Origin of the sequence: Nostoc sp. (assembly GCF_036917095.1) — a bacterium.
Taxonomy (GTDB): Bacteria; Cyanobacteriota; Cyanobacteriia; order Cyanobacteriales; family Nostocaceae; genus Nostoc.
Genome location: NZ_JBALFH010000040.1, coordinates 501811 through 522087 on the forward strand (window position 1 = coordinate 501811; position 20277 = coordinate 522087).

At 42.4% G+C, this 20277-nt stretch carries 16 protein-coding genes and 1 riboswitch; of the genes, 12 read left to right on the forward strand and 4 right to left on the reverse strand.

Annotation, left to right across the window (positions count from 1 at the left end; translation table 11 throughout):
* The first annotated feature begins 877 nt into the window (after positions 1-877).
* The 5 genes from clpB (at position 878) to V7L01_RS21815 (ending at position 8735) form a co-directional block, all read left to right on the forward strand.
* Positions 878-3520, forward strand: a complete 2643-nt coding sequence (gene clpB / locus V7L01_RS21795) for an ATP-dependent chaperone ClpB (RefSeq protein WP_335038329.1) — start codon at positions 878-880, stop codon at positions 3518-3520.
* Between the two features lie 525 nt (positions 3521-4045).
* Positions 4046-4972, forward strand: coding sequence for a DUF4349 domain-containing protein (locus V7L01_RS21800; protein WP_335038331.1), 927 nt, complete (start codon positions 4046-4048; stop codon positions 4970-4972).
* A 234-nt stretch (positions 4973-5206) separates the two neighbouring features.
* The gene (locus V7L01_RS21805; RefSeq protein ID WP_335038332.1) at positions 5207-6565 is read left to right on the forward strand and encodes an NAD(P)/FAD-dependent oxidoreductase; all 1359 of its coding nucleotides are present in this window, start codon (positions 5207-5209) and stop codon (positions 6563-6565) included.
* A gap of 173 nt (positions 6566-6738) precedes the next feature.
* Positions 6739-7974, forward strand: coding sequence for an LL-diaminopimelate aminotransferase (locus V7L01_RS21810; protein ID WP_335038334.1), 1236 nt, complete (start codon positions 6739-6741; stop codon positions 7972-7974).
* Between the two features lie 122 nt (positions 7975-8096).
* Complete coding sequence (locus V7L01_RS21815) at positions 8097-8735, forward strand: Uma2 family endonuclease (protein WP_335038336.1); 639 nt, start codon at positions 8097-8099, stop codon at positions 8733-8735.
* A gap of 165 nt (positions 8736-8900) precedes the next feature.
* Here the strand turns inward: V7L01_RS21815 and V7L01_RS21820 are convergent, their stop codons facing one another.
* Entirely contained in the window at positions 8901-9197 is a 297-nt protein-coding gene (locus tag V7L01_RS21820) for a hypothetical protein (protein ID WP_335038339.1), read from the reverse strand.
* 327 nt (positions 9198-9524) lie between these two features.
* Positions 9525-10865 (reverse strand): voltage-gated chloride channel family protein, encoded by a 1341-nt coding sequence (locus tag V7L01_RS21825; protein WP_335038342.1) that lies wholly within the window; start codon positions 10863-10865, stop codon positions 9525-9527.
* Between the two features lie 95 nt (positions 10866-10960).
* Positions 10961-11046, reverse strand: a riboswitch (Fluoride riboswitch).
* A gap of 311 nt (positions 11047-11357) precedes the next feature.
* On the opposite strand from V7L01_RS21825, the gene V7L01_RS21830 reads away from it, so the two are divergent.
* The 4 genes from V7L01_RS21830 to V7L01_RS21845 all read left to right on the forward strand — a co-directional run bounded on the left by V7L01_RS21830 (position 11358) and on the right by V7L01_RS21845 (position 15230).
* Positions 11358-12224 (forward strand): zinc metalloprotease HtpX, encoded by an 867-nt coding sequence (locus V7L01_RS21830; RefSeq protein ID WP_335038343.1) that lies wholly within the window; start codon positions 11358-11360, stop codon positions 12222-12224.
* Between the two features lie 183 nt (positions 12225-12407).
* Entirely contained in the window at positions 12408-12830 is a 423-nt protein-coding gene (locus V7L01_RS21835; RefSeq protein WP_335038345.1) for a hypothetical protein, read from the forward strand.
* A 162-nt stretch (positions 12831-12992) separates the two neighbouring features.
* Positions 12993-14282 carry a M16 family metallopeptidase gene (locus tag V7L01_RS21840; RefSeq protein ID WP_335038347.1) on the forward strand — a complete coding sequence of 430 codons (1290 nt, stop codon included), beginning with the start codon at positions 12993-12995 and terminating at the stop codon, positions 14280-14282.
* An 84-nt stretch (positions 14283-14366) separates the two neighbouring features.
* The gene (locus V7L01_RS21845) at positions 14367-15230 is read left to right on the forward strand and encodes a fructosamine kinase family protein (protein ID WP_335038350.1); all 864 of its coding nucleotides are present in this window, start codon (positions 14367-14369) and stop codon (positions 15228-15230) included.
* On the opposite strand, the gene V7L01_RS21850 is transcribed toward V7L01_RS21845, so the two are convergent.
* The gene (locus V7L01_RS21850; RefSeq protein WP_335038352.1) at positions 15222-15473 is read right to left on the reverse strand and encodes a hypothetical protein; all 252 of its coding nucleotides are present in this window, start codon (positions 15471-15473) and stop codon (positions 15222-15224) included. The genes V7L01_RS21845 and V7L01_RS21850 overlap by 9 nt on opposite strands.
* A gap of 133 nt (positions 15474-15606) precedes the next feature.
* Positions 15607-15927, reverse strand: coding sequence for a TMEM14 family protein (locus tag V7L01_RS21855; protein ID WP_335038353.1), 321 nt, complete (start codon positions 15925-15927; stop codon positions 15607-15609).
* Between the two features lie 87 nt (positions 15928-16014).
* Here V7L01_RS21855 and V7L01_RS21860 point away from each other — a divergent pair, with 87 nt between their 5' ends.
* From V7L01_RS21860 to V7L01_RS21870, 3 genes are all read left to right on the forward strand, one after another.
* Positions 16015-17364, forward strand: coding sequence for an ATP-binding protein (locus tag V7L01_RS21860; RefSeq protein ID WP_335038354.1), 1350 nt, complete (start codon positions 16015-16017; stop codon positions 17362-17364).
* Positions 17365-17405: 41 nt separating this feature from the next.
* Positions 17406-18743 carry a tellurite resistance TerB C-terminal domain-containing protein gene (locus V7L01_RS21865; RefSeq protein WP_335038356.1) on the forward strand — a complete coding sequence of 446 codons (1338 nt, stop codon included), beginning with the start codon at positions 17406-17408 and terminating at the stop codon, positions 18741-18743.
* Between the two features lie 96 nt (positions 18744-18839).
* Positions 18840-20168, forward strand: a complete 1329-nt coding sequence (locus V7L01_RS21870) for an ATP-binding protein (RefSeq protein ID WP_335038358.1) — start codon at positions 18840-18842, stop codon at positions 20166-20168.
* The last annotated feature ends 109 nt before the right edge of the window (positions 20169-20277 follow it).

The window sequence follows — 20277 nt, forward strand, 5'->3', positions numbered from 1 at the left end:
CGCTAGGGTGGAAGGTTACTTACTTAAGCTGGATTTAGATCCCCGACTTCTTCAAGAAGTCAGGGATCTGGGCAGCAGGTTTTGTTTAAAAGCGATCGCAAAATCCACACCCATGCCTTGAAAAGTTGAGCTAGATACGGGGAAATTGATTCTTCCCACACACTGGCATCTCGCACTCCTGTGAACCAGACGCGCGAGACTTTGCGCTTTTTGCCTCCCCTTTTTAGGCGGGTTAATGGATCTGCTGTGCGTAAATTTTACTAGTAGTCTGGCAAGTCAACTTTGACAAGTAGATAAATTCTTCAATTTCTCTTCTTTCCTTCTTCCTTTGTGTACTTCGCGTCTTCGCGGTTCGTTCCTTTATTCTTCAAACTTCGCCTGACAGACCACTAGTAGTTTGGCAAGTCAACTTTGCATGGTGGTTAGCAGAGGGGCAGAGGGGAAAAAACTTGGTATTTGCCTCTCCTCTGCTCCCCTGCTCCCCTGCTCCCCTGCTCCCCTGCCGACCTCCACCCAGCAATTTTGGGTTGGCGAACTACTAGTATTACGCCCATACTCTCGTTGACGAGCAACACTAATAGCGACGCCGAATAGCCCGTCGTAGACATCGCTCCAATAGTGCCATTTGGCAAAGTCCGTTCAGAACAGTATTTTCGTTTTAAATTAGAAAATAGGTAATCGATTAAACTATTCACCAATTACCAATCCCAAATTGCCACCGGAGATACACGCGGATATACGCCCAGAATGTTTGGATAATTGGAGGTTAGGGAATAGGGACTAATTCTCTTCCCAATCCCCATTACCCCTTATCCCCAGAGGGGGCCCCACCTTCCCCATCCCCTAAACTAAAAATCAAAATTCCAAAATTTTAAAGATGCAACCTACAGATCCGAATAAATTTACTGATAAAGCCTGGGAAGGAATTGTTAAATCTCAGGATATAGTCCGTGCTTATCAACAACAGCAACTAGATGTTGAACATTTAATTATTGCCCTGTTAGAAGAACCCACTAGTCTAGCAATACGGATTCTGGCTCGATCTGAGGTCGATCCAATCCGCTTGCAGCAGCAGCTAGAAGCTTTTACCCAACGTCAGCCGAAAGTTGGTAAAAGCGATCAGCTTTACCTTAGCCGTAGTTTAGATGTTTTACTAGACCGAGCTGAGGAAGCTAGAGTCAGGATGAAAGACTCCTACATTTCCGTAGAACACATACTTTTAGCCTTTGCTGAAGACGATCGCATTGGCCGAAAGATCCTCAAAGGCTTTAGTGCGGATGCAGCTAAACTAGAAGCTACTATCAAAGCCGTTCGCGGTAGCCAAAAGGTGACAGATCAAAGCCCAGAATCCCGCTATGAAGCCTTACAAAAATTTGGCAGAGATTTGACAGAACAGGCAAAAGCTGGAAAACTCGACCCGGTGATTGGGCGGGATGACGAAATTCGCCGGGTAATTCAAGTATTATCTCGTCGTAGCAAAAATAACCCCGTATTAATTGGCGAACCTGGGGTAGGTAAAACTGCGATCGCTGAAGCTTTGGCACAACGAATGGTCAACGGTGACGTTCCCGAATCCCTGAAAAACCGCCAACTCATCTCTTTAGATATGGGCAGTTTGATTGCTGGGGCAAAATACCGAGGTGAATTTGAAGACCGTCTAAAATCTGTTCTCCGGGAAGTTACGGAATCTAACGGTCAAATTGTCCTATTTATTGACGAATTGCATACCGTAGTCGGCACCGGTTCCAATCAACAAGGGGCAATGGATGCCGGAAATCTGCTCAAACCAATGCTGGCGCGGGGAGAATTGCGTTGTATTGGCGCAACTACCTTGGACGAGTTCCGCAAACACATCGAGAAAGACGCTGCCCTAGAACGCCGCTTTCAACAAGTATTTGTCGATCAGCCAACTGTGGAAAATACTATTTCCATTCTGCGGGGATTGAAAGAACGCTACGAAGTGCATCACAACGTCAAAATTTCTGATTCGGCGTTGGTAGCAGCAGCAACCCTGTCAGCGCGTTATATAAGCGATCGCTTCTTACCAGATAAAGCGATTGATTTGGTTGATGAGGCAGCAGCACAGTTGAAAATGGAGATTACCTCCAAACCAGCCGAATTGGAAACCATCGATCGCCGCCTCATGCAGTTAGAAATGGAAAAGCTGTCATTGGCTGGCGAAGAAAAGGGAACTCCCCAAACCAAAGAACGTTTGCAGCGCATCGAACAAGAAATCGCCAATTTAACGGAAAAACAGCAAATATTTAATGAGCAATGGCAAGGTGAAAAGCAGATATTGGAGGCGATAAGCGCCTTAAAGAAAGAAGAAGATGCCCTGCGAGTGCAAATTGAACAGGCAGAACGCGCCTATGACCTAAATAAAGCTGCCCAATTGAAGTATGGCAAATTGGAAGGAGTGCAGCACGAGCGCGAAGCCAAAGAAGCGAGCCTTTTAGAAATTCAAAACCAAGGTTCCACGTTGCTGCGAGAACAAGTCACCGAAGCTGATATTGCGGAAATCGTCGCCAAATGGACAGGAATTCCCGTAAATCGCTTGTTGGAATCAGAACGGCAAAAATTGCTGCAACTAGAAAGTCATTTGCATCAACGAGTCATTGGGCAAGAAGAGGCTGTGGAAGCGGTAGCCGCCGCAATTCGCCGCGCCCGTGCGGGGATGAAAGATCCCTCGCGTCCCATTGGTTCATTTTTGTTCATGGGCCCCACAGGAGTGGGCAAAACCGAACTCGCCCGTGCTTTAGCTCAGTTTCTCTTTGATTCTGATGATGCTTTGGTGCGCTTGGATATGTCTGAGTATATGGAAAAACACTCCGTTTCTCGGTTAGTGGGAGCGCCTCCAGGATACGTAGGTTATGAAGAAGGCGGTCAACTTTCCGAGACGGTTCGCCGTCGTCCTTACTCAGTGGTGCTGCTGGATGAAGTGGAAAAGGCGCACCCCGATGTGTTCAATATTTTATTGCAGGTGTTAGATGATGGGAGAATTACCGATTCTCAGGGAAGGACGGTAGATTTCCGTAATACCGTCATTGTTATGACCAGTAACATTGGTAGCGAACATATCTTGGATGTAGCTGGTGATGATTCCAAGTATGGAACGATGCAAAAGCGCGTAATGGAAGCCTTGCGATCGCATTTCCGCCCGGAATTTCTCAACCGCGTCGATGATATTATTCTCTTCCATGCCCTCAGTCGCACGGAAATGCGGCATATCATTCGTATTCAACTCAAGCGAGTAGAAAATCTTCTGCGCGAGCAAAAAATCTTCTTTGAGATATCCCAAGCAGCTTGCGATCACCTTGTCGAATCAGGCTATGACCCAGTTTATGGTGCGCGTCCACTCAAACGGGCAATTCAGCGAGAAGTAGAAAACCCCCTCGCCACCAAGTTATTGGAGAATACTTTTATCTCTGGAGACACGATTTTGATTGACAAAAATGAAAATGGTCTGTCTTTTAGCAAAAAAGTGCTGGTGAAGGTGTCAGTACCACAGATTGCTACATAGTCTGAGAAGGTAATTATAGCGGTTCTCGAATGGAAGCAATACAGCCTGACCTCTCTCCAAACCTCTCTCCTCAAAGGAGAGAGGCTTTGAATCTTACTCCCCTTACCTTGTAGGGAAGAGGCTGGGGGGTTAGGTCTGTATTGCACTCAACCCACAAGCGCTATAGAAATCGCAGAAACGGTAAAGTGAGAAGGCGATCGCTGTTAATTTAAGCTGCTTAAAACTGAGATTTAATATACAAATTTCATACTTCTTTTAAGCATTTTCTTTCTGATTTGCATAGTCATCATAAAGTCCTTCATCTTTTAATATATAGCCAATTCAAGCCGATTAGCTTATCTATATGCGCTAGGGCGATACTCAAGCGCTAATGATTGCTTTCATCCCTTGAAATATCTCATCAAGATGAATTTTCATTCTCTGTAAATAAAAATGACTAACCCTGTTACATAAATTGCAACAATACAGGCTTTAAGTTTTATTTCAGTAATACTGGGGTTAACTTCATCCGTCTGGGGGTAGATTATGTACGCTTCGACTAAATTACCGCGCACATCTGCTTTATTTATGAGTGCGTTATTAGGAGGGGTGATTTTCACCAGTTGTGCCTCTTCCGAAAAGATGACAAATAGCGCTTCACCTCCAATGGCAGCTGATGGCAGGGCAGATACAGCATCTGCACCTGCTCGTGAAAACAGTATTTCCCAAAAAGCGGAAGCTGCACCAATAGCTCATTCTCGTCCCCAACTGATTAAAAAGGCAGCGATATCTTTGACTGTCAACTCTGTAGATCGGACTATTGATGATGTTTCGCAAATTATCAATAAACAGCAAGGGGATTTGATCGGGTTGAAACAACAACAACCCAAAAACGACAACCCGCGTTACACAGCAACCATACAATTGCGGATACCAGAGAACCTGCTAGAACCTACCTTGGAAGAATTAGCTAAATTGGGCACTGTCGAGAGTCGCAATATCACTGCGGAAGATGTGGGCGATCGCTTGGTAGATTTCCAAGCTAGATTAACTAATTTGCAGAAAACTGAAGCCAATTTGCAAAAAATTATGGATCGGGCTGGCTCTGTTAGAGATGTGCTTAGTGTTGCCCAAGAACTGAGTAATGTCCGAGAAACCATAGAACAAATTAATGCCCAACTCAAAAGCTTACAAAATCAAGTTGCATATTCCACTATTACCCTGAACCTAGCAGCAGCGGTTTCTAGCACCAGTCCACAACCTGCCTTTGGTTTGCAAGTTCAGGAAACTTGGAACAACTCTACCCACTCTTTGAGTGCATTTTCCGTTGGCTTACTCAAGCTGGGTATTTGGTTAATCGTTTACAGTCCCTATTTGTTAATTTTTGCTGCTCTTGTCTATGGCTTTACCCGTTGGCGGCGAACTCATTCACCACGTTTGACACAAACGCCAGAATCAACTAGCTCTGAGTGAAATTGCGTAAATTTTCCATCTACCTTTGATAAATTTACACAAGTTAAGAACGGTTCAAATATTCTCAAATCTTGTTGTCTGCGCCTCTATTTTGAAAAGTTCGGTTTTTCTTGTAGTTTTGATTACTTTAATCTTTAATCAAATGTAAAAAACAATACAAAATATATGATGACAAGTTTGATACAAATTTGTTAAGAATAGTTACAATAGTCGGCATCCCGGATAATATTTCTTATGGTAAATTCACTTGACAATAATCCACCCCATCAAGTAGTTATTGTTGGCGGTGGTTTTGGTGGACTTTATGCGGCGAAAACACTCGCCAAAGCGGCAGTAAACGTTACTCTGATTGATAAACGTAACTTTCATCTATTTCAACCCCTGCTATACCAAGTCGCCACAGGTGCGCTATCTCCTGCGGATATTTCTTCACCGTTGCGTTCTGTGCTCAGTAAGAGCAAGAATACGAAAGTGCTGCTGGGAGAGGTGAATAATATCGATCCAGAAGCACAAAAAGTAATGGTCGGCGACGAAGCAATAGCTTACGATACGTTAATTGTCGCTACAGGAGCCAAGCATTCCTACTTTGGCAAAGACAACTGGGAAGAATTTGCCCCCGGCTTGAAAACCGTAGAAGATGCCATAGAAATGCGTAGCCGGATCTTTTCGGCCTTTGAAGCCGCAGAAAATGAAATAGATCCAGTAAAACGCCGTGCTTGGTTAACTTTTGTAATTGTGGGTGGTGGCCCTACTGGTGTAGAATTGGCGGGCGCGATCGCAGAATTGGCAAATCAAACCCTCAAAGAAGATTTCCGCAACATCGACACATCAGAAGCCAAAATTTTGCTATTAGAAGGGCTGGATCGGATTTTGCCACCCTTTGCACCAGAGTTATCACAAGAAGCGGAAGCATCCCTGACGCGCTTGGGGGTAGTTGTTCAGACAAAAACATTGGTAACAAATATTGAAAATGATATTGTTACCCTCAAACAAGGCGATGAAGTTAAAGAAATTGCCTCAAAAACGGTATTATGGGCAGCAGGTGTAAAAGCATCAGCAATGGGAAAAGTGCTAGCAGAACGTACAGGTGCTGAATGCGATCGCGCTGGACGGATTATTGTTGAACCTGACTTGAGTATTAAGGGACATCCCAATATTTTTGTAGTTGGCGACTTAGCAAATTTTTCTCATCAAAATGGTAAACCCCTACCTGGCGTTGCACCTGTGGCGAAGCAAGAAGGTGAATATGTAGCAGCATTAGTCCAAAACAGGCTTGCAGGTAAAAATTTGCCACCCTTTGCTTATACCGATCGTGGCAGTTTAGCAATGATTGGGCACAATTCTGCTGTGGTAGATTTGGGCTTTACCAAGCTGAAAGGTTTCGTTGCATGGCTGTTTTGGCTATTTATTCACATCTACTTCTTAATTGAATTTAACAACAAATTAGTAGTAATGATTCAGTGGGCATGGAGCTATTTCACCCGTAATCGTGGAGCAAGATTGATTACAGGAAAAGAAACCCTCACGGAATTTGTAATTAGCGATCGCAACAGTTACACCTCAACCGATAATAAACAGCCGATAAATGTCTAAATTGGGCATTAGGCACTGAAAAGAGGCAGAAACGCGGCGTGTAGGAGGCAAAGGGGAAAACTCTTCCCCCCTGCCCCCCTGCCCCCTGCCTCTTCCCCACTCCCCACATAACAAAGTTATCGCCCTCATAAATTAGCAGTAAGCTGTTTGAGGGCGTTTTGCATAATCTACATATGGCAACTATTAACGACAACTACCTGAAACTGAAAGCGGGTTACCTGTTTCCAGAAATTGCTCGGCGGGTGAATGCCTTTGCAGAAGCGAACAGTAATGCTAAAGTCATCCGGTTGGGCATTGGCGATGTTACCGAACCGCTGCCGGAGGCTTGCCGCACAGCTATGATTAAAGCTGTGGAAGAAATGGGCGATCGCAATACCTTCAAAGGCTACGGGCCAGAGCAAGGCTACGCCTGGTTGCGGGAGAAAATTGCTACTCACGATTTCCAAGCACGGGGAGCCGATATAGATGCCTCAGAAATCTTTATCTCCGATGGTTCCAAGTGCGACACTGGCAACATTCTAGAAATCTTTGGTCATGACAACACTATAGCCGTTACTGACCCCGTTTACCCCGTATATGTAGACACTAACGTTATGGTGGGTAATACGGGGAATGCCAACGATAAAGGCGAATTTGAGGGTTTAGTATATCTGCCAATTACGGCTGAAAACAACTTCATTGCTGAAATTCCCGCAAAGAAAGTCGATTTAATTTATCTCTGCTTTCCCAATAACCCCACTGGCGCAACTGCTACCAAGGAATATCTCAAAGCATGGGTAGACTATGCCAAAGCTAATAACTCGATTATTTTCTTTGATGCAGCCTACGAAGCTTATATTACCGATCCGTCGATTCCCCATTCAATTTATGAAATTGAAGGTGCAAGGGAAGTTGCGATCGAATTTCGTTCTTTTTCCAAGAATGCAGGTTTTACAGGAACTCGTTGCGCCTTAACCGTTGTACCGAAGACACTTACAGGAAAAGCCGCCGATGGTTCCGATGTGGAACTATGGAAACTCTGGAATCGCCGCCAGTCCACTAAGTTCAATGGCGTTTCTTATATCGTCCAACGGGGAGCTGAAGCGGTTTACTCCGAAGAAGGGCAGGCACAAATCAAGGGATTGGTGAGTTTCTATCTAGAAAACGCCAAAATTATCCGCGAGAAACTCACAGCCGCCGGATTATCAGTTTATGGTGGCGTGAATGCACCTTACGTTTGGGTGAAAACTCCTAATGGTTTATCCAGTTGGGAATTCTTTGATAAGCTGCTGCAAACTGTCAATGTTGTGGGGACACCTGGTTCTGGCTTTGGTGCTGCGGGTGAAGGTTACTTCCGCATTTCGGCGTTTAACAGTCGGGAAAATGTCGAAGAAGCGATGAAGCGGATTACTGAGAAGTTTAAAGTGTAAGGCGATCGCTTTTAGCCGCTTTTGTTAAACTCATTCTATTAATCTAAAGGTTACGGTGGGCTATATTATCCACCGCAACCTGACAGATAATTATTAAAAATCAGCTTACTTGTATTCTGGTTATGACTTCTGCCATCCCCGTTTTTAAACCTGTTAGCCAGATGCAGTTAGCACCTGGTAGCACAGTGACAATTCCAAATGTTAGCTGGGAAGAATTTGAATCTATTTTACAAGAATTGGAACAAAAAAGAACTACACGAATTGCCTACAGCCAGGGTACTTTAGAAATTATGGCTCCTTTACCAGAACATGAAATACCTAAAGATTTAATTTCTGATATCGTCAAAATATTGCTGAAGGCTAAAGATATTAGATACCAACCTTTTGGTTCCACTACCTTTAAACGGCAAGGTGTAGCAGGAGTTGAACCTGATGCTTGCTTTTATATTCAGAATTATCAACAAATGATTGGTCATCGCCGCTTACAACCTGACGATCCGCCGCCAGATTTAGCGATTGAGACTGATGTCACATCGAAAACGACTCTTGATGCTTATGAAGCGATTGGAGTCCCAGAATTATGGGTTTACGATAGTGGAAACCTTTCTATTTATTTGTTGAGAGATGGGAAATACATAAAATCTAATACCAGTCCTAATTTTAAGGATATAGCTATTACTCAAATTATTCCTGCTGCTGTGGAACGTAGTTGGCAAGTAGGAAGTTTTCAAGCTTTGGAAGAATTGGAAGCGATGGTTTAGTAAATAAAATAGGTAGTAGGGCGTGCGATCGCATTCCAGGAACAAGTTCAATAAATGCCAAGTTAAAAAGAATTACAAAATCTAGGGATTACGCCGATTTATTGAGATACTGTAGGATTGGTTAATACTTCCCATTCTCTAGATTAAGATAGAGTGCGATCGCCTTCATGTCGTAGTTGTAAACTTAGCATTTTGGGTATATTTTGCAGAATTAGTTTCAGGCTCTGAATACATAGCAAATAATTCACTAAAAACCTCCTCCCCATTAATCTCTCCACTACTAATAAATCGTTCTACTTCAACCGAACCATCCTCAAAAAATTCCACTTCCCATCGTTCTCCAGCCACCGCCACATTTACCATAATAGTTTCATCGCGATGATGAGCTAAAGTGTAACTAATTGTCTCTTGTTCTAATTGACTTAGAAAGGTAATTAGTTTGCCAAATCCATGATTCTTCATTTGTCAAACCTCTTATCGCTTAATAACTTGCGAACAACTTTAAAACCCGGTTGATTTACCTCTGCTCCCGCTTCAATCTCTTCCCATAACATTTCACAAAACTCATCCCAACTGGGCGATTCTTCCGGGAGTGGAGCTTGTCTTATACTACCCTTCTTGTATTTCAGGATTTCAGACACCTTTTGCCCAGCAAATTTATGTGCGATTTTCCCCTCTCTTTTTGATTGAGTGGCTACTTTCCTTTATACAATAGCGATTTATGACTATGCGATGCCTACGGTAGTAAAATACGCACTTTCCCAATTATTCATTCATTGCATCAAAAAATTATTCCTGAGAATTATTTCCTCCTTCTTCGCTATCATTAGGTAAACCAATTTTTGGCTCAACTTTTTTTCGTCCATAATTAGCCAAAGTCACCCCTTCTTCTAAATATACAGCAGAGTATTTACTCAACCCAATACGCTGTGCTGAGTAAATTCCAGAATGACCTGAAAATAAGTAGCTAACTACACAGCCAATCGCAATAAATACCCCCGATTCTAGACCAAATAGTTCAATTCCCATTAAGGTGGATGCCAAAGGTGTATTTGCTGCACCCGCAAACACACCCACAAATCCCATTCCTGCTAGCAGTGGCGCAGGTAATGCTAAAAGCAACGACAAAGCATTACCTAAAGTTGCACCAATAAAAAACAAAGGGGTTACTTCCCCGCCCTTAAAACCTGCTCCTAGAGTTAAAGCAGTCATACCCAATTTGGCAGCAAAATCCCAAGGAGGTAGCTGAGTATAGAAAGAATCAACGATGGTTGGAATACCAAGGCCAATGTACTTAGTTGTTCCACTCAACCCAACAATTGCTGCTATTATTGCACCGCCTATCAAAGGACGCATTGGAGGATAGGATATCTTGGCTTTAAAAAAGTGACTAATTTTGTGAGTTAATTGAGCAAAAAATCTTGCGACTATTCCAAAGATTGCACCTGCGATAATGGCAGAAATCAGCCCCCAAATTGTAAGCGTCGGTATAGACTGAGCGTGTTGGTATGCGGTATGATGCAAACCCAATAATAAGGTAACTTGATTTCCAACGATCGCAGCAATTAAAGAAGGTAAAAGAGCATCATAATTAATTTTACCAATTGCTAAAACTTCTAGACCAAATACGGTTCCAGCTAAGGGAGTACCGAATACTGAAGCGAATCCTCCACTGATACCTGCCGTTAACAAAATTCGCCGATTGGCTCCTTGAAAATGTAATATTTTAGTTAGCTGGTCTGCCAAAGAAGCACCCATTTGTAATGCTGTACCTTCACGACCCGCTGAACCTCCAAATAAATGTGTAAGGTCTGTTCCTAGCAAAACAAGAGGAGCCATCCGAAAGGGAATAACACTTTTGGGGTTATGGATTTCTTCTAATAAAAGGTTATTTCCGGCTTCTACAGACCGACCGAATTGATGATAAATCCAACCACTCAAGAAGCCACCAAGGGGAAGTAAGGCAATGATCCAGGGATGCGATTCTCGCCAATCAGTTGCCCATTCTAATGATGCCAAAAGAGCCGCAGAAGCTGTTCCAGCAAGAATGCCAACTACAACGGAAATGGGCAACCATTTAATTAGGTGGGGTAATGCAATAAACGGTTCAAATTGACGTAGTTGTTTCATACCATGACTCCTTGAGGTGCAATCTGTAGACTTACACTTTCTACAGGGGAGTCAGGTAATGCATTTGGCCAAGCCCTACTCTCCCGCAGTCAGCGAAGAAAGTAGGAGCCATCAGCCTTCCAGCGATAATTTAACTTTTACTGGAAAGGCGGTTTCGGCGAGCTCCATCGCCATCAATACTATTTAATTAATTCAACAATACCATTTTTGCTTTTGTATTGCTTTTTCGCACTTGTAATTTCTGCCTGGATAAACAACTTGTTCCTATAGATAGATGCGTTTCTGGATCTAGCAAGATAAATTTTCTTCATCAAGAAAGCAAGTATCCAACACAACTATAATTAGTATTTATAAAACTTAAGTGGGAAAACCGTACTTATCTGATAGGTTTTCTGTACCATATATCTAAGTTTAGCTGGATACAATCAAAACGTAGCTTAATTAATGCTGTTTCAGAGAAAAATAATACAGCATTAGCAGGAGAGCGAAAATATGACAAATCAATTGAAAACGGCTGTTTTGCTAGCTGCGCTAAGTGGTCTTTTAATCGCAATTAGTTACTGGATAATTGGCGGTAGTAGTGGCTTGATAATAGGGATAGGTTTAGCAGCAGTAACAAACCTATTTTCCTGGTATCAATCAGATAAGATTGCACTGGCAGTATACCAGGCCAAGCCTGTGAGTGAAAGGGAAGCACCAGGACTTTATCGGATGGTGCAGAGATTAAGCGATCGCGCTAACATTCCCATGCCCAGAGTTTACATTGTGCCAAGCCAAGGTGCAAACGCCTTCGCTACAGGGCGCGATCCAGAACACGCTGCTGTTGCTGTTACCGAAGGCATTTTGAATATATTGCCAGAGGACGAACTTGAAGGCGTTATCGCCCACGAACTCACCCACATTATTAATCGTGACACCCTCACACAAGCTGTTGCTGCTACCGTTGCTGGTGCGATTTCATTCCTAGCGCAAATGGTTAGTTATAGCTTATGGTTTGGCGGTGGTTCGCGAGATGACAACAGAGGTGCAAATCCTTTGGGTGTTTTATTAACAGTAATGCTTGCGCCATTGGCTGCAATGATTATTCAGCTAGCAATTTCGCGCACACGAGAATTCTCTGCTGATGCAGGTTCTGCTAGATTAACTGGTAATCCCCGCGCCTTAGCTAGGGCACTGCAACGTTTAGAAGCCTCAGCAAGACAGATGCCTTTAAACGCCAATCCAGCTTATGAGCCGTTATTAATTATCAATTCTATCTCTGGACAGTTTATGGGTAACTTGTTCTCCAGTCACCCTGCTACAGAGGAGCGAGTTGCAGCATTGCTGAAACTAGAGCAACAACTGCCAACAACAGCTTAGTCATTAGTCATTAGTCATTGGTCATTAGTCATTAGTCATTGGTCATTGGTCATTGGTCATTGGTCATTAGTCATTGGTCATTAGTCATTGGTCATTTGTGAAATTGACAATGACTCATGACTAGCAGTATAGGGTGCAGTTTTCATCCGAGAGTCAGCTTTGCAATTTAAGGATGTTTTAACTATGACTTATAACAATATCGAATCCTTTGGAACCCCAGTAATTAAATCCACCGAATCCATAGTAATTGTAGAAATTAGTCCTGAAACCGATAAATTAGTAGAAACCGAAATGGCTGGCGAAAGCGATGAAGTGAAGCGCGAAACCAAAGCGCTAATTGAGGCACTAGAAAGACGCAGCCAAGCCGAGTCAGCAGGTACTCTCACGCGTGAAACTTATTTGAAAGCTGTGCGACAAGCACGGGAATTGATTGAAGGCAGGAAAGTGAAGGAACGCGATCGCTTAGAAGACTCTTGGGCGATAATTCAGGATGAAGCTGAGAGAAACTGGCACTTATTCATGAAAGACTTAGTAGACTTCAGCTTTCGCCTGCAAAAAGCGGCTATTGCTGCTTGGGAAACCTTCAATCACCCTTACTCTCGTTAGTTCCACAAACCTTTCGCTGTCTTGAATTAAACTTCAACTCTGTCCCTCTCCGACTCGGAGAGGGACAGGTTTTGCGTAGTAAAACCAGGGAGAGGTCTTTTTATATGTTTTTTGGGTGACGGATAAGATAAAGGGGTAATATAGCTCCTCACACAAGTAGCAATGACTTCAACCCTACGGAAACTTCCTCGTCTTAATACCCCAACTGTGCATCAGTTGCCCAATGGTTTGACAATCATAGCGGAGCAGATGCCAGTTGAAGCTGTAAACCTCAACTTATGGATTAAAGTTGGTTCAGCCGTAGAATCTGATGCCATTAACGGCATGGCTCACTTTTTAGAGCACATGATTTTTAAGGGAACTGAACGACTGGCTAGCGGCGAGTTTGAACGTCGAATTGAAGAGCGGGGTGCTGTTACCAATGCTGCTACTAGCCAAGACTATACTCATTACTATATAACCACCGCCCCCAAAGATTTTGCCGAGCTGGCTCCACTACAAATAGATGTAGTATCCAATGCGAGTATTCCTGATGATGCTTTTGAACGCGAGCGATTAGTAGTTTTAGAAGAAATTAGGCGTTCAGAGGATAATCCCCAACGGCGGACGTTTCGGCGGGTGATGGAAACCGCGTATAGTGAGCTACCTTATCGCCGTGCGGTATTGGGGCCAGAATCGGTAATTGCCGAACTGAAACCACAGCAAATGCGGGATTTTCATACTAGTTGGTATCAACCCCAGTCAATTACTGCTGTAGCTGTGGGCAATTTGCCTGTGGAAGAATTAATTGCAATCGTTGCTGAAGGATTTACAGACGCGATTAATCGCGTCTCTACCCACTCCCCAGTACAGACGCGATTAATCCCGTCTCTGCCCACTGAGCCACCATTTACAGAAATTGTTCGTCGAGAATTTGTAGATGAAAGTCTCCAGCAAGCAAGGCTAGTGATGCTTTGGCGAGTTCCAGGAATGGTTCAGTTAGAACGCACCTATGGACTGGATGTTTTAGCCGGAATTTTGGGACATGGACGGACATCAAGACTGGTGAGGGATTTACGAGAAGAACGGGGATTAGTTTCTTCAATTTCTGTGAGCAACATGAGCAATCAGCTGCAAGGGACATTTTATATTTCAGCTAAATGTGCAGTGGAAAATTTAGCAGAAGTAGAAAATGCGATCGCTCAACATATTCGCACAGTCCAAACCGAATTAATTACAGAATCAGAAATTGCCCGTGTGCGGCGGCGAGTAGCGAACAGATTTATTTTTAGCAATGAAACACCAAGCGATCGCACTGGGTTGTATGGTTATTATCAGTCTTTGGTGGGAGATTTAGAACCCGCCTTTAACTACCCAGATTATATTCAGAGCCAAGATGCAACTGACTTGATGCAAGCAGCCAAAGAGTATCTTTCTCCAGATGCTTATGGTGTAGTTGTCGTCAAGCCGTAAAGTGAAGAAGGCAGGAGGCAGAGGAGAGGAATTTTCCCCCTGCTCCCGCTCCCTGCTCCCTCATCCTTATTCCCCAATTTAATCATGTGGACTCAAATCGATGCTCAAATTAGCCAGGTGACTGGCGAAAAATTTCAGAGTCAGCAACGGCGATCGGTTGGTGGCGGATGTATCAACCAAGGTTATGCTATCTCTAATGGTGAGATAACCTACTTCCTTAAGATTAACCAAGCATCCCAAGCTGCGATGTTTGAGGCTGAGGCATTGGGTTTAAAGGAAATGCTAGCAACAGCTAGTATTCGCATCCCAAATCCTATTTGCTGGGGTGTAGCTGAGAATTCCAGCTACATCGTGCTGGAATGGTTAGAACTTGGTAGCGGTAACAGCAATTCGTGGGAAGAGATGGGGCGCAAGTTGGCAGCGATGCATAAAGCTAGCAGTAGCCAAGGTTTTGGTTGGAAAATTAACAATACTATTGGTTCCACGCCGCAAATAAATACTTGGACAGCAGACTGGACAGAATTTTATATTAAACATCGCCTGGGTTATCAATTTCAGTTGGCAAGGCGAAAGGGAGGAAATTTCCCCTCTTCAGAAAAATTACTAGCAGCAATCCCCGAACTATTGGCGGCGCATCAGGTACAACCTTCTTTAGTACATGGCGATTTATGGGGCGGAAATGCCGGGTGTACTAACTCAGGAGAACCCGTGATTTTTGATCCTGCAACTTATTTTGGCGATCGCGAAGTTGATATAGCCATGACAGAATTATTTGGTGGATTCCCCGCAGCATTTTACCAAGGTTATAACGAAGTCTTTCCTTTAGATGCAGGCTATGAGCAAAGAAAAACGCTCTATAACCTGTATCACATTTTGAATCACTTCAATTTATTTGGCGGCGGTTATGCTTCGCAAGCGAACCGGATGATTGACCAAATTTTACGCTAAGTACAGCATTTCATTAATTCGTAGCGAATTCAATTTGGCAATACCCTGCATTGTTAATGCGGCGGCTTGCATTGTTAATGCATCGGCTTGCATTGTTAATGCATTGGCTTGCATTGTTAATGCATTGGCTGGCCTTGTTAATGCATTGGCTGGCCTTGTTAATGCGGTGGCTTGCATTGTTAATGCATCGGCTTGCATTGTTAATGCGGCGGCTTGCATTAAAAATGCTATGCTTTTACGCAAAACTGTACTAAGTATAGGATTGCAGAAACACCCGATTGGTCAATTCATTGCTGCAAATCATCCCTTCACTCTGGAAGAACACCTTAATAACATGGCAAAAAACAGAAGGGTGGTTATTGCTTAAAGACTGATGCTACCTTAAAGCCACCATTTGACTCACCATCACGGCCAAGGCCAGCATACCCAAAATCGTCATTAATCCCGCAGGCATAAACTTGCGTGTTTTAGCCAGCCGAACTGCAAAGACGACTACTAAAACAGCAGTAACTATCAGTGCTAAAATCGAACCCCAGTTTTGCCCTTGGAGTTGAAAGAAAGCCGCAAATACAAGTAATAAACCGCTAATGCTACCACTTAAGAGTGAAACCTTACTTCTAGCCTGAATGTAGCCAATAATGCCACCAACAATCGCTAATACGCCGTAGGCAAAAGCAGCAATTATACTTAAATTCATTGTTAAAACCTATGTAGACTTTGACTTTACTGCCAGGGTCAGCAGACAATTTACCATAGCTATCTAGCTATACCACACAGTTTATTGATGGATAATCAAGCGATGCCAATGGCAAATACTTCCTTATATACAAAGGTTCAATATCTCCAGCGCCAAGCAGCCTCACTTTTACTGTACCAGTCTGTTCTGCAAGGCGAAGTAGGGATAGCATTTTTGGAACTGTTGCAAGCTATACGTTACACTGATGCCGATGCCCGGGGTTGTCTCCAAGCCTACGGTAGTTACTTCCACGCTTTAGCTGCTAAAAATCAAAATTGGGAAGACTATTTAATTACTCAACTTCTCTTCTGTGAGAATCCTTTTACAAAGCTTGCTCAAGTGCGAGAATTTGAATATTTGCCCCCAGCTTTAGTAGCAGCAGTTCGACATGATTTACAAGTATTGCAAAGTCTCTATGAATGTAGCAGCGCTTCTTTAAGTGAGTGGATACAAGGCGTAGCTTACATGCCGATTTCGCCAGTAGTGTGGTATAAAGAGCAAGAATTGGTAGGAGGAGAGACAAAGTTCCCTACATATCTACAAGAGTTAGATAATTGGGGTGATGCTGTAGAAGAGTTAGCAGCTTATTATCGGCAATGTGGTTCTGGTTTATTTGCAGAATATCGCGCTTTACGCTGGCAAGGTGGACAGTTTATCGGTATTCGGTATTCTGACCCAATTAAGCTGAGTGCGCTTGTAGGTTATGAGTCTCAAAGAGATGCTTTGCTGAAAAATACAGAGTTTTTATTATCAGGAGAGATGGCACTGCATGTATTACTTTACGGTAGTCGAGGTTCTGGCAAATCTTCTTTGGTGAAATCTTTGTTGAATGAATATAGTAATCGCAGCCTCCGCTTGTTGGAAGTGGCAAAATCTGATTTAAAAGACCTACCAAAAATTGTGGAACATTTACGAGGAGTGTCACAAAAATTTATCATCTTTGTGGACGATCTTTCCTTTGAAGAAGATGATGATGCCTTCAAAGCGCTCAAGGTAGTTTTAGAAGGTAATTTAACTGCGCGGCCGCAAAATGTAGTTGTGTATGCTACTTCCAATCGCCGCCACCTAATTCGGGAGTTTTTTGTGGATAGACCTACCCCCAAGGATAATGAGGAAATCCATGCTTGGGATACGATGCAGGAGAAGCTTTCGTTTAGCGATCGCTTTGGTTTAACCTTGACCTTTGAACCAGCCAATCAAAAAACTTATTTAAAGATTGTACAGCATCTAGCGACACAAGCTGAAATTAATATTACCCAAGAAGATTTAGAATTTCAAGCATTACAATGGGCAACTCGCCACAACGGCCGTTCTGGACGTACAGCACGACAGTTTGTTGATTTTTTAAAAGCAGATTTAACACTTTTTGGTACAAATAACAAAACATCCAACACATAGCATTAAGCATTTTTCTATGTGTATTTTAATTACAAATTACTATGAGAACTACTTTTTCTGATAATTTAACTACGCTACAAACCAGCAATATGCAATCAGTAACGATCGGCAATCGATTTATCTTAGGCATAGTTGCCTTTAGTGTGAGTTTTGGTCTTAGCCTTGTCCCAAACTGGGATTTTAATAAAGCCTTTCTCACAGGTGTAATTACTGCCGTTACTATCTATGCAGCAGCATTAATCGTAGATAAGCGACGCAGAAATTATGAAATGTTTGTTTTAGGTTCCCTCCGCAAACGAATTAAAGATATGGAGGGATTAAAGGCTCGTGTTGTCAGAGAAATCAATCAAATCGAAGAACATCATAATTTATTATATGCAGAGTCGCAAAAACTGCAAAATCAAGTAGCAGAAAGCCGCAACCAAAGGGATAGTTTACATCGAGAATTAAGAACATTCGCTGGACAAAAAAAGCAGTTAGAAACCGAAATTAATAGCCTGGAAAATGAAAATAATAACTTGCAGAAAAATCAAGTAGAATTGAACAATGCTTTTTCTGTCCTGACAGCAGAGAAGCGCCGTCTAGAGTCGAATTGTAATGTAGCTCGCAGTGAAATTACCCATTTACAAAGTAAAATTTCCGAACTCCAGCAGCAGAAACAAGAAGTTGAAAACAATTTAACTCTTTTAGGCAGACTCAAACCCCAATTAGAAGAAAAATTATACGAACTGCGAATTGCAATTCAAGAACTAGAAGTTGAGACAAGCCAAAAAAATCAATTGCTGGTAGCGACAAAAGCCGAAACAGAAAATATCCAATCTATCCTGAATTATTCCCAAACTCAACTCGCAGAACAAAAAGCCGAATTACAGCAGTTGCAAGGGCAAATTTCATTATTGCAAGAAGAACGAGATTCATTACAAAATCAAGTATGGGAATTACTCCAACAAATAGAAACATTCAATCCAGAACCTTTGCCCGATAATTCAGAAGAAGATGATAATGAATTGTTTCCTTTTTCTGAGATAATGGAAACTACTGCGATCGCAAGCATTTCGGAAGCTGAAACATCAGAAAATTTACCTGAAGAATGGGCTAATTTTTTAGAAAATCTTCCAGTATACGAACTACAAGTATTAAAAGCGATAGTCGAACAAGATAATCCTAATGCTGCTATTAAAAAAATTGCCGAAGCAAACATTACTATGCCGAATCTATTAATCGATTCTATAAATGAACGAGCAAATGATAGTATTGGTGAATTAATAATTGATTCAAATTTGGAAAGTCCAGAAGTTTACCCTGAATATATGAAGGATGTCAAAAAAATGATTGCAATGTATGAAGACCTCATAGCCAGACATGCTTCGTCAAATTAAATTATTATTGCCGTCGTAAGATTAGTAGTAAGGTGAATATCTACCTTAGCTATTTAGTGCGTGCTTCTGCGTTTAGAATAAAGTGAAGTGTAATACATGGCAAAGCTCAAAATCTCGAAAAAAATCTCCACTGCTTTAATCAATTCCCTTGGCGCGGGGGTAGTACCAAGAGTGGGAGTTGAATATATAGCGGTAGGGCGAGAAAAAGAACTAAAAAGCCTATTACAAAATCTCGATGATATTGCAGAAGGTGTCGCAGCATTTCGCTTCATAATTGGTAACTACGGTTCCGGCAAAAGTTTTTTATTACAACTAATTCGCAACCGGGCTATGGAGCAAGGTTTTGTAGTAGCTGATGCTGATTTATCACCTGAACGTCGATTAGCTGGAAGCAACCATGAAGGTGTAGCCACCTATCGAGAATTAATGAGCCATCTAGCTACAAAAACTCGTCCTGATGGTGGTGCTTTAGTCTCGATTTTAGAAGGATGGATTAATAAAATTCAACAAGAAGTGGTTAAAGAAACTGGAATGCGTCCGAATGACGATGGTTTTGATGACCAAGTTGAATCAAAAATTAGGGAAGTAGTTCAGTATATTGAAGATTTAGTTCACGGTTTTGATTTTGGTAGCGTGATTATCGCTTATTGGCGTGGCTACCGAATGGATGATGATAATTTAAAAAATGCGGCAATGCGCTGGTTGCGCGGAGAATTTACTACTAAAATTGAGGCAAAAGCAGCTTTAGGAGTGCGCGTTATTATTGATGATGATAGTTGGTATGACTATATAAAACTGTTTGCTAAATTTGTCGCTGAGATTGGTTATAAAGGACTGTTAATTTTAGTTGATGAAGCCGTACATTTATATCAAATATCTACTACGGTTACGCGGGAAAAGAATTATAATCGACTCCTGGCAATGTTTAACGACACTATGCAATGCAAAGCAGAACATCTTGGCATTGTCGTTGGTGGGACAACCAAGTTTTTAGAAGACCCCAAACGGGGACTTTTTGCAGACCAAGCTTGGCAAAGACGCACAAAAGAAAGTCGTTTTGTTGCCCAAGCCAATGTTCAAGAACATTTAGGGTCAGTGATTCGGTTGAACCCGTTGAGTGAAGCAGAAATATTGACGCTTCTGCAACGTTTAGCTGAGATTCATGCACTCAATTTTGGCTATGAACAGACTTTGAAAAATCGTGAGTTGAAGGAGTTTGTGCAAGAAATTATTAGTCGCTTGGGTGCAGAAGCATTACTGACACCAGGGGAAATTGTGCGGGATTTCATGAGTGTGCTGAATATTCTTCACCAAAATCCAGGAATTGTGTTTGCTGAATTAATTCATGGATCTAAATTTAAACCTACTGCTATGGGTAAAGATGCAGATGTGGATGAGGATGGCGCAGCAGAATTTAGTTTGTGATTAATGATGATCATTTAATTGCTCTTGTGCAGAGAAATTAATATGAATTTTGATAACAGAGATGCCTAAAATCCAGATTTAGATATATACGATCGCTATATTTAAAGGC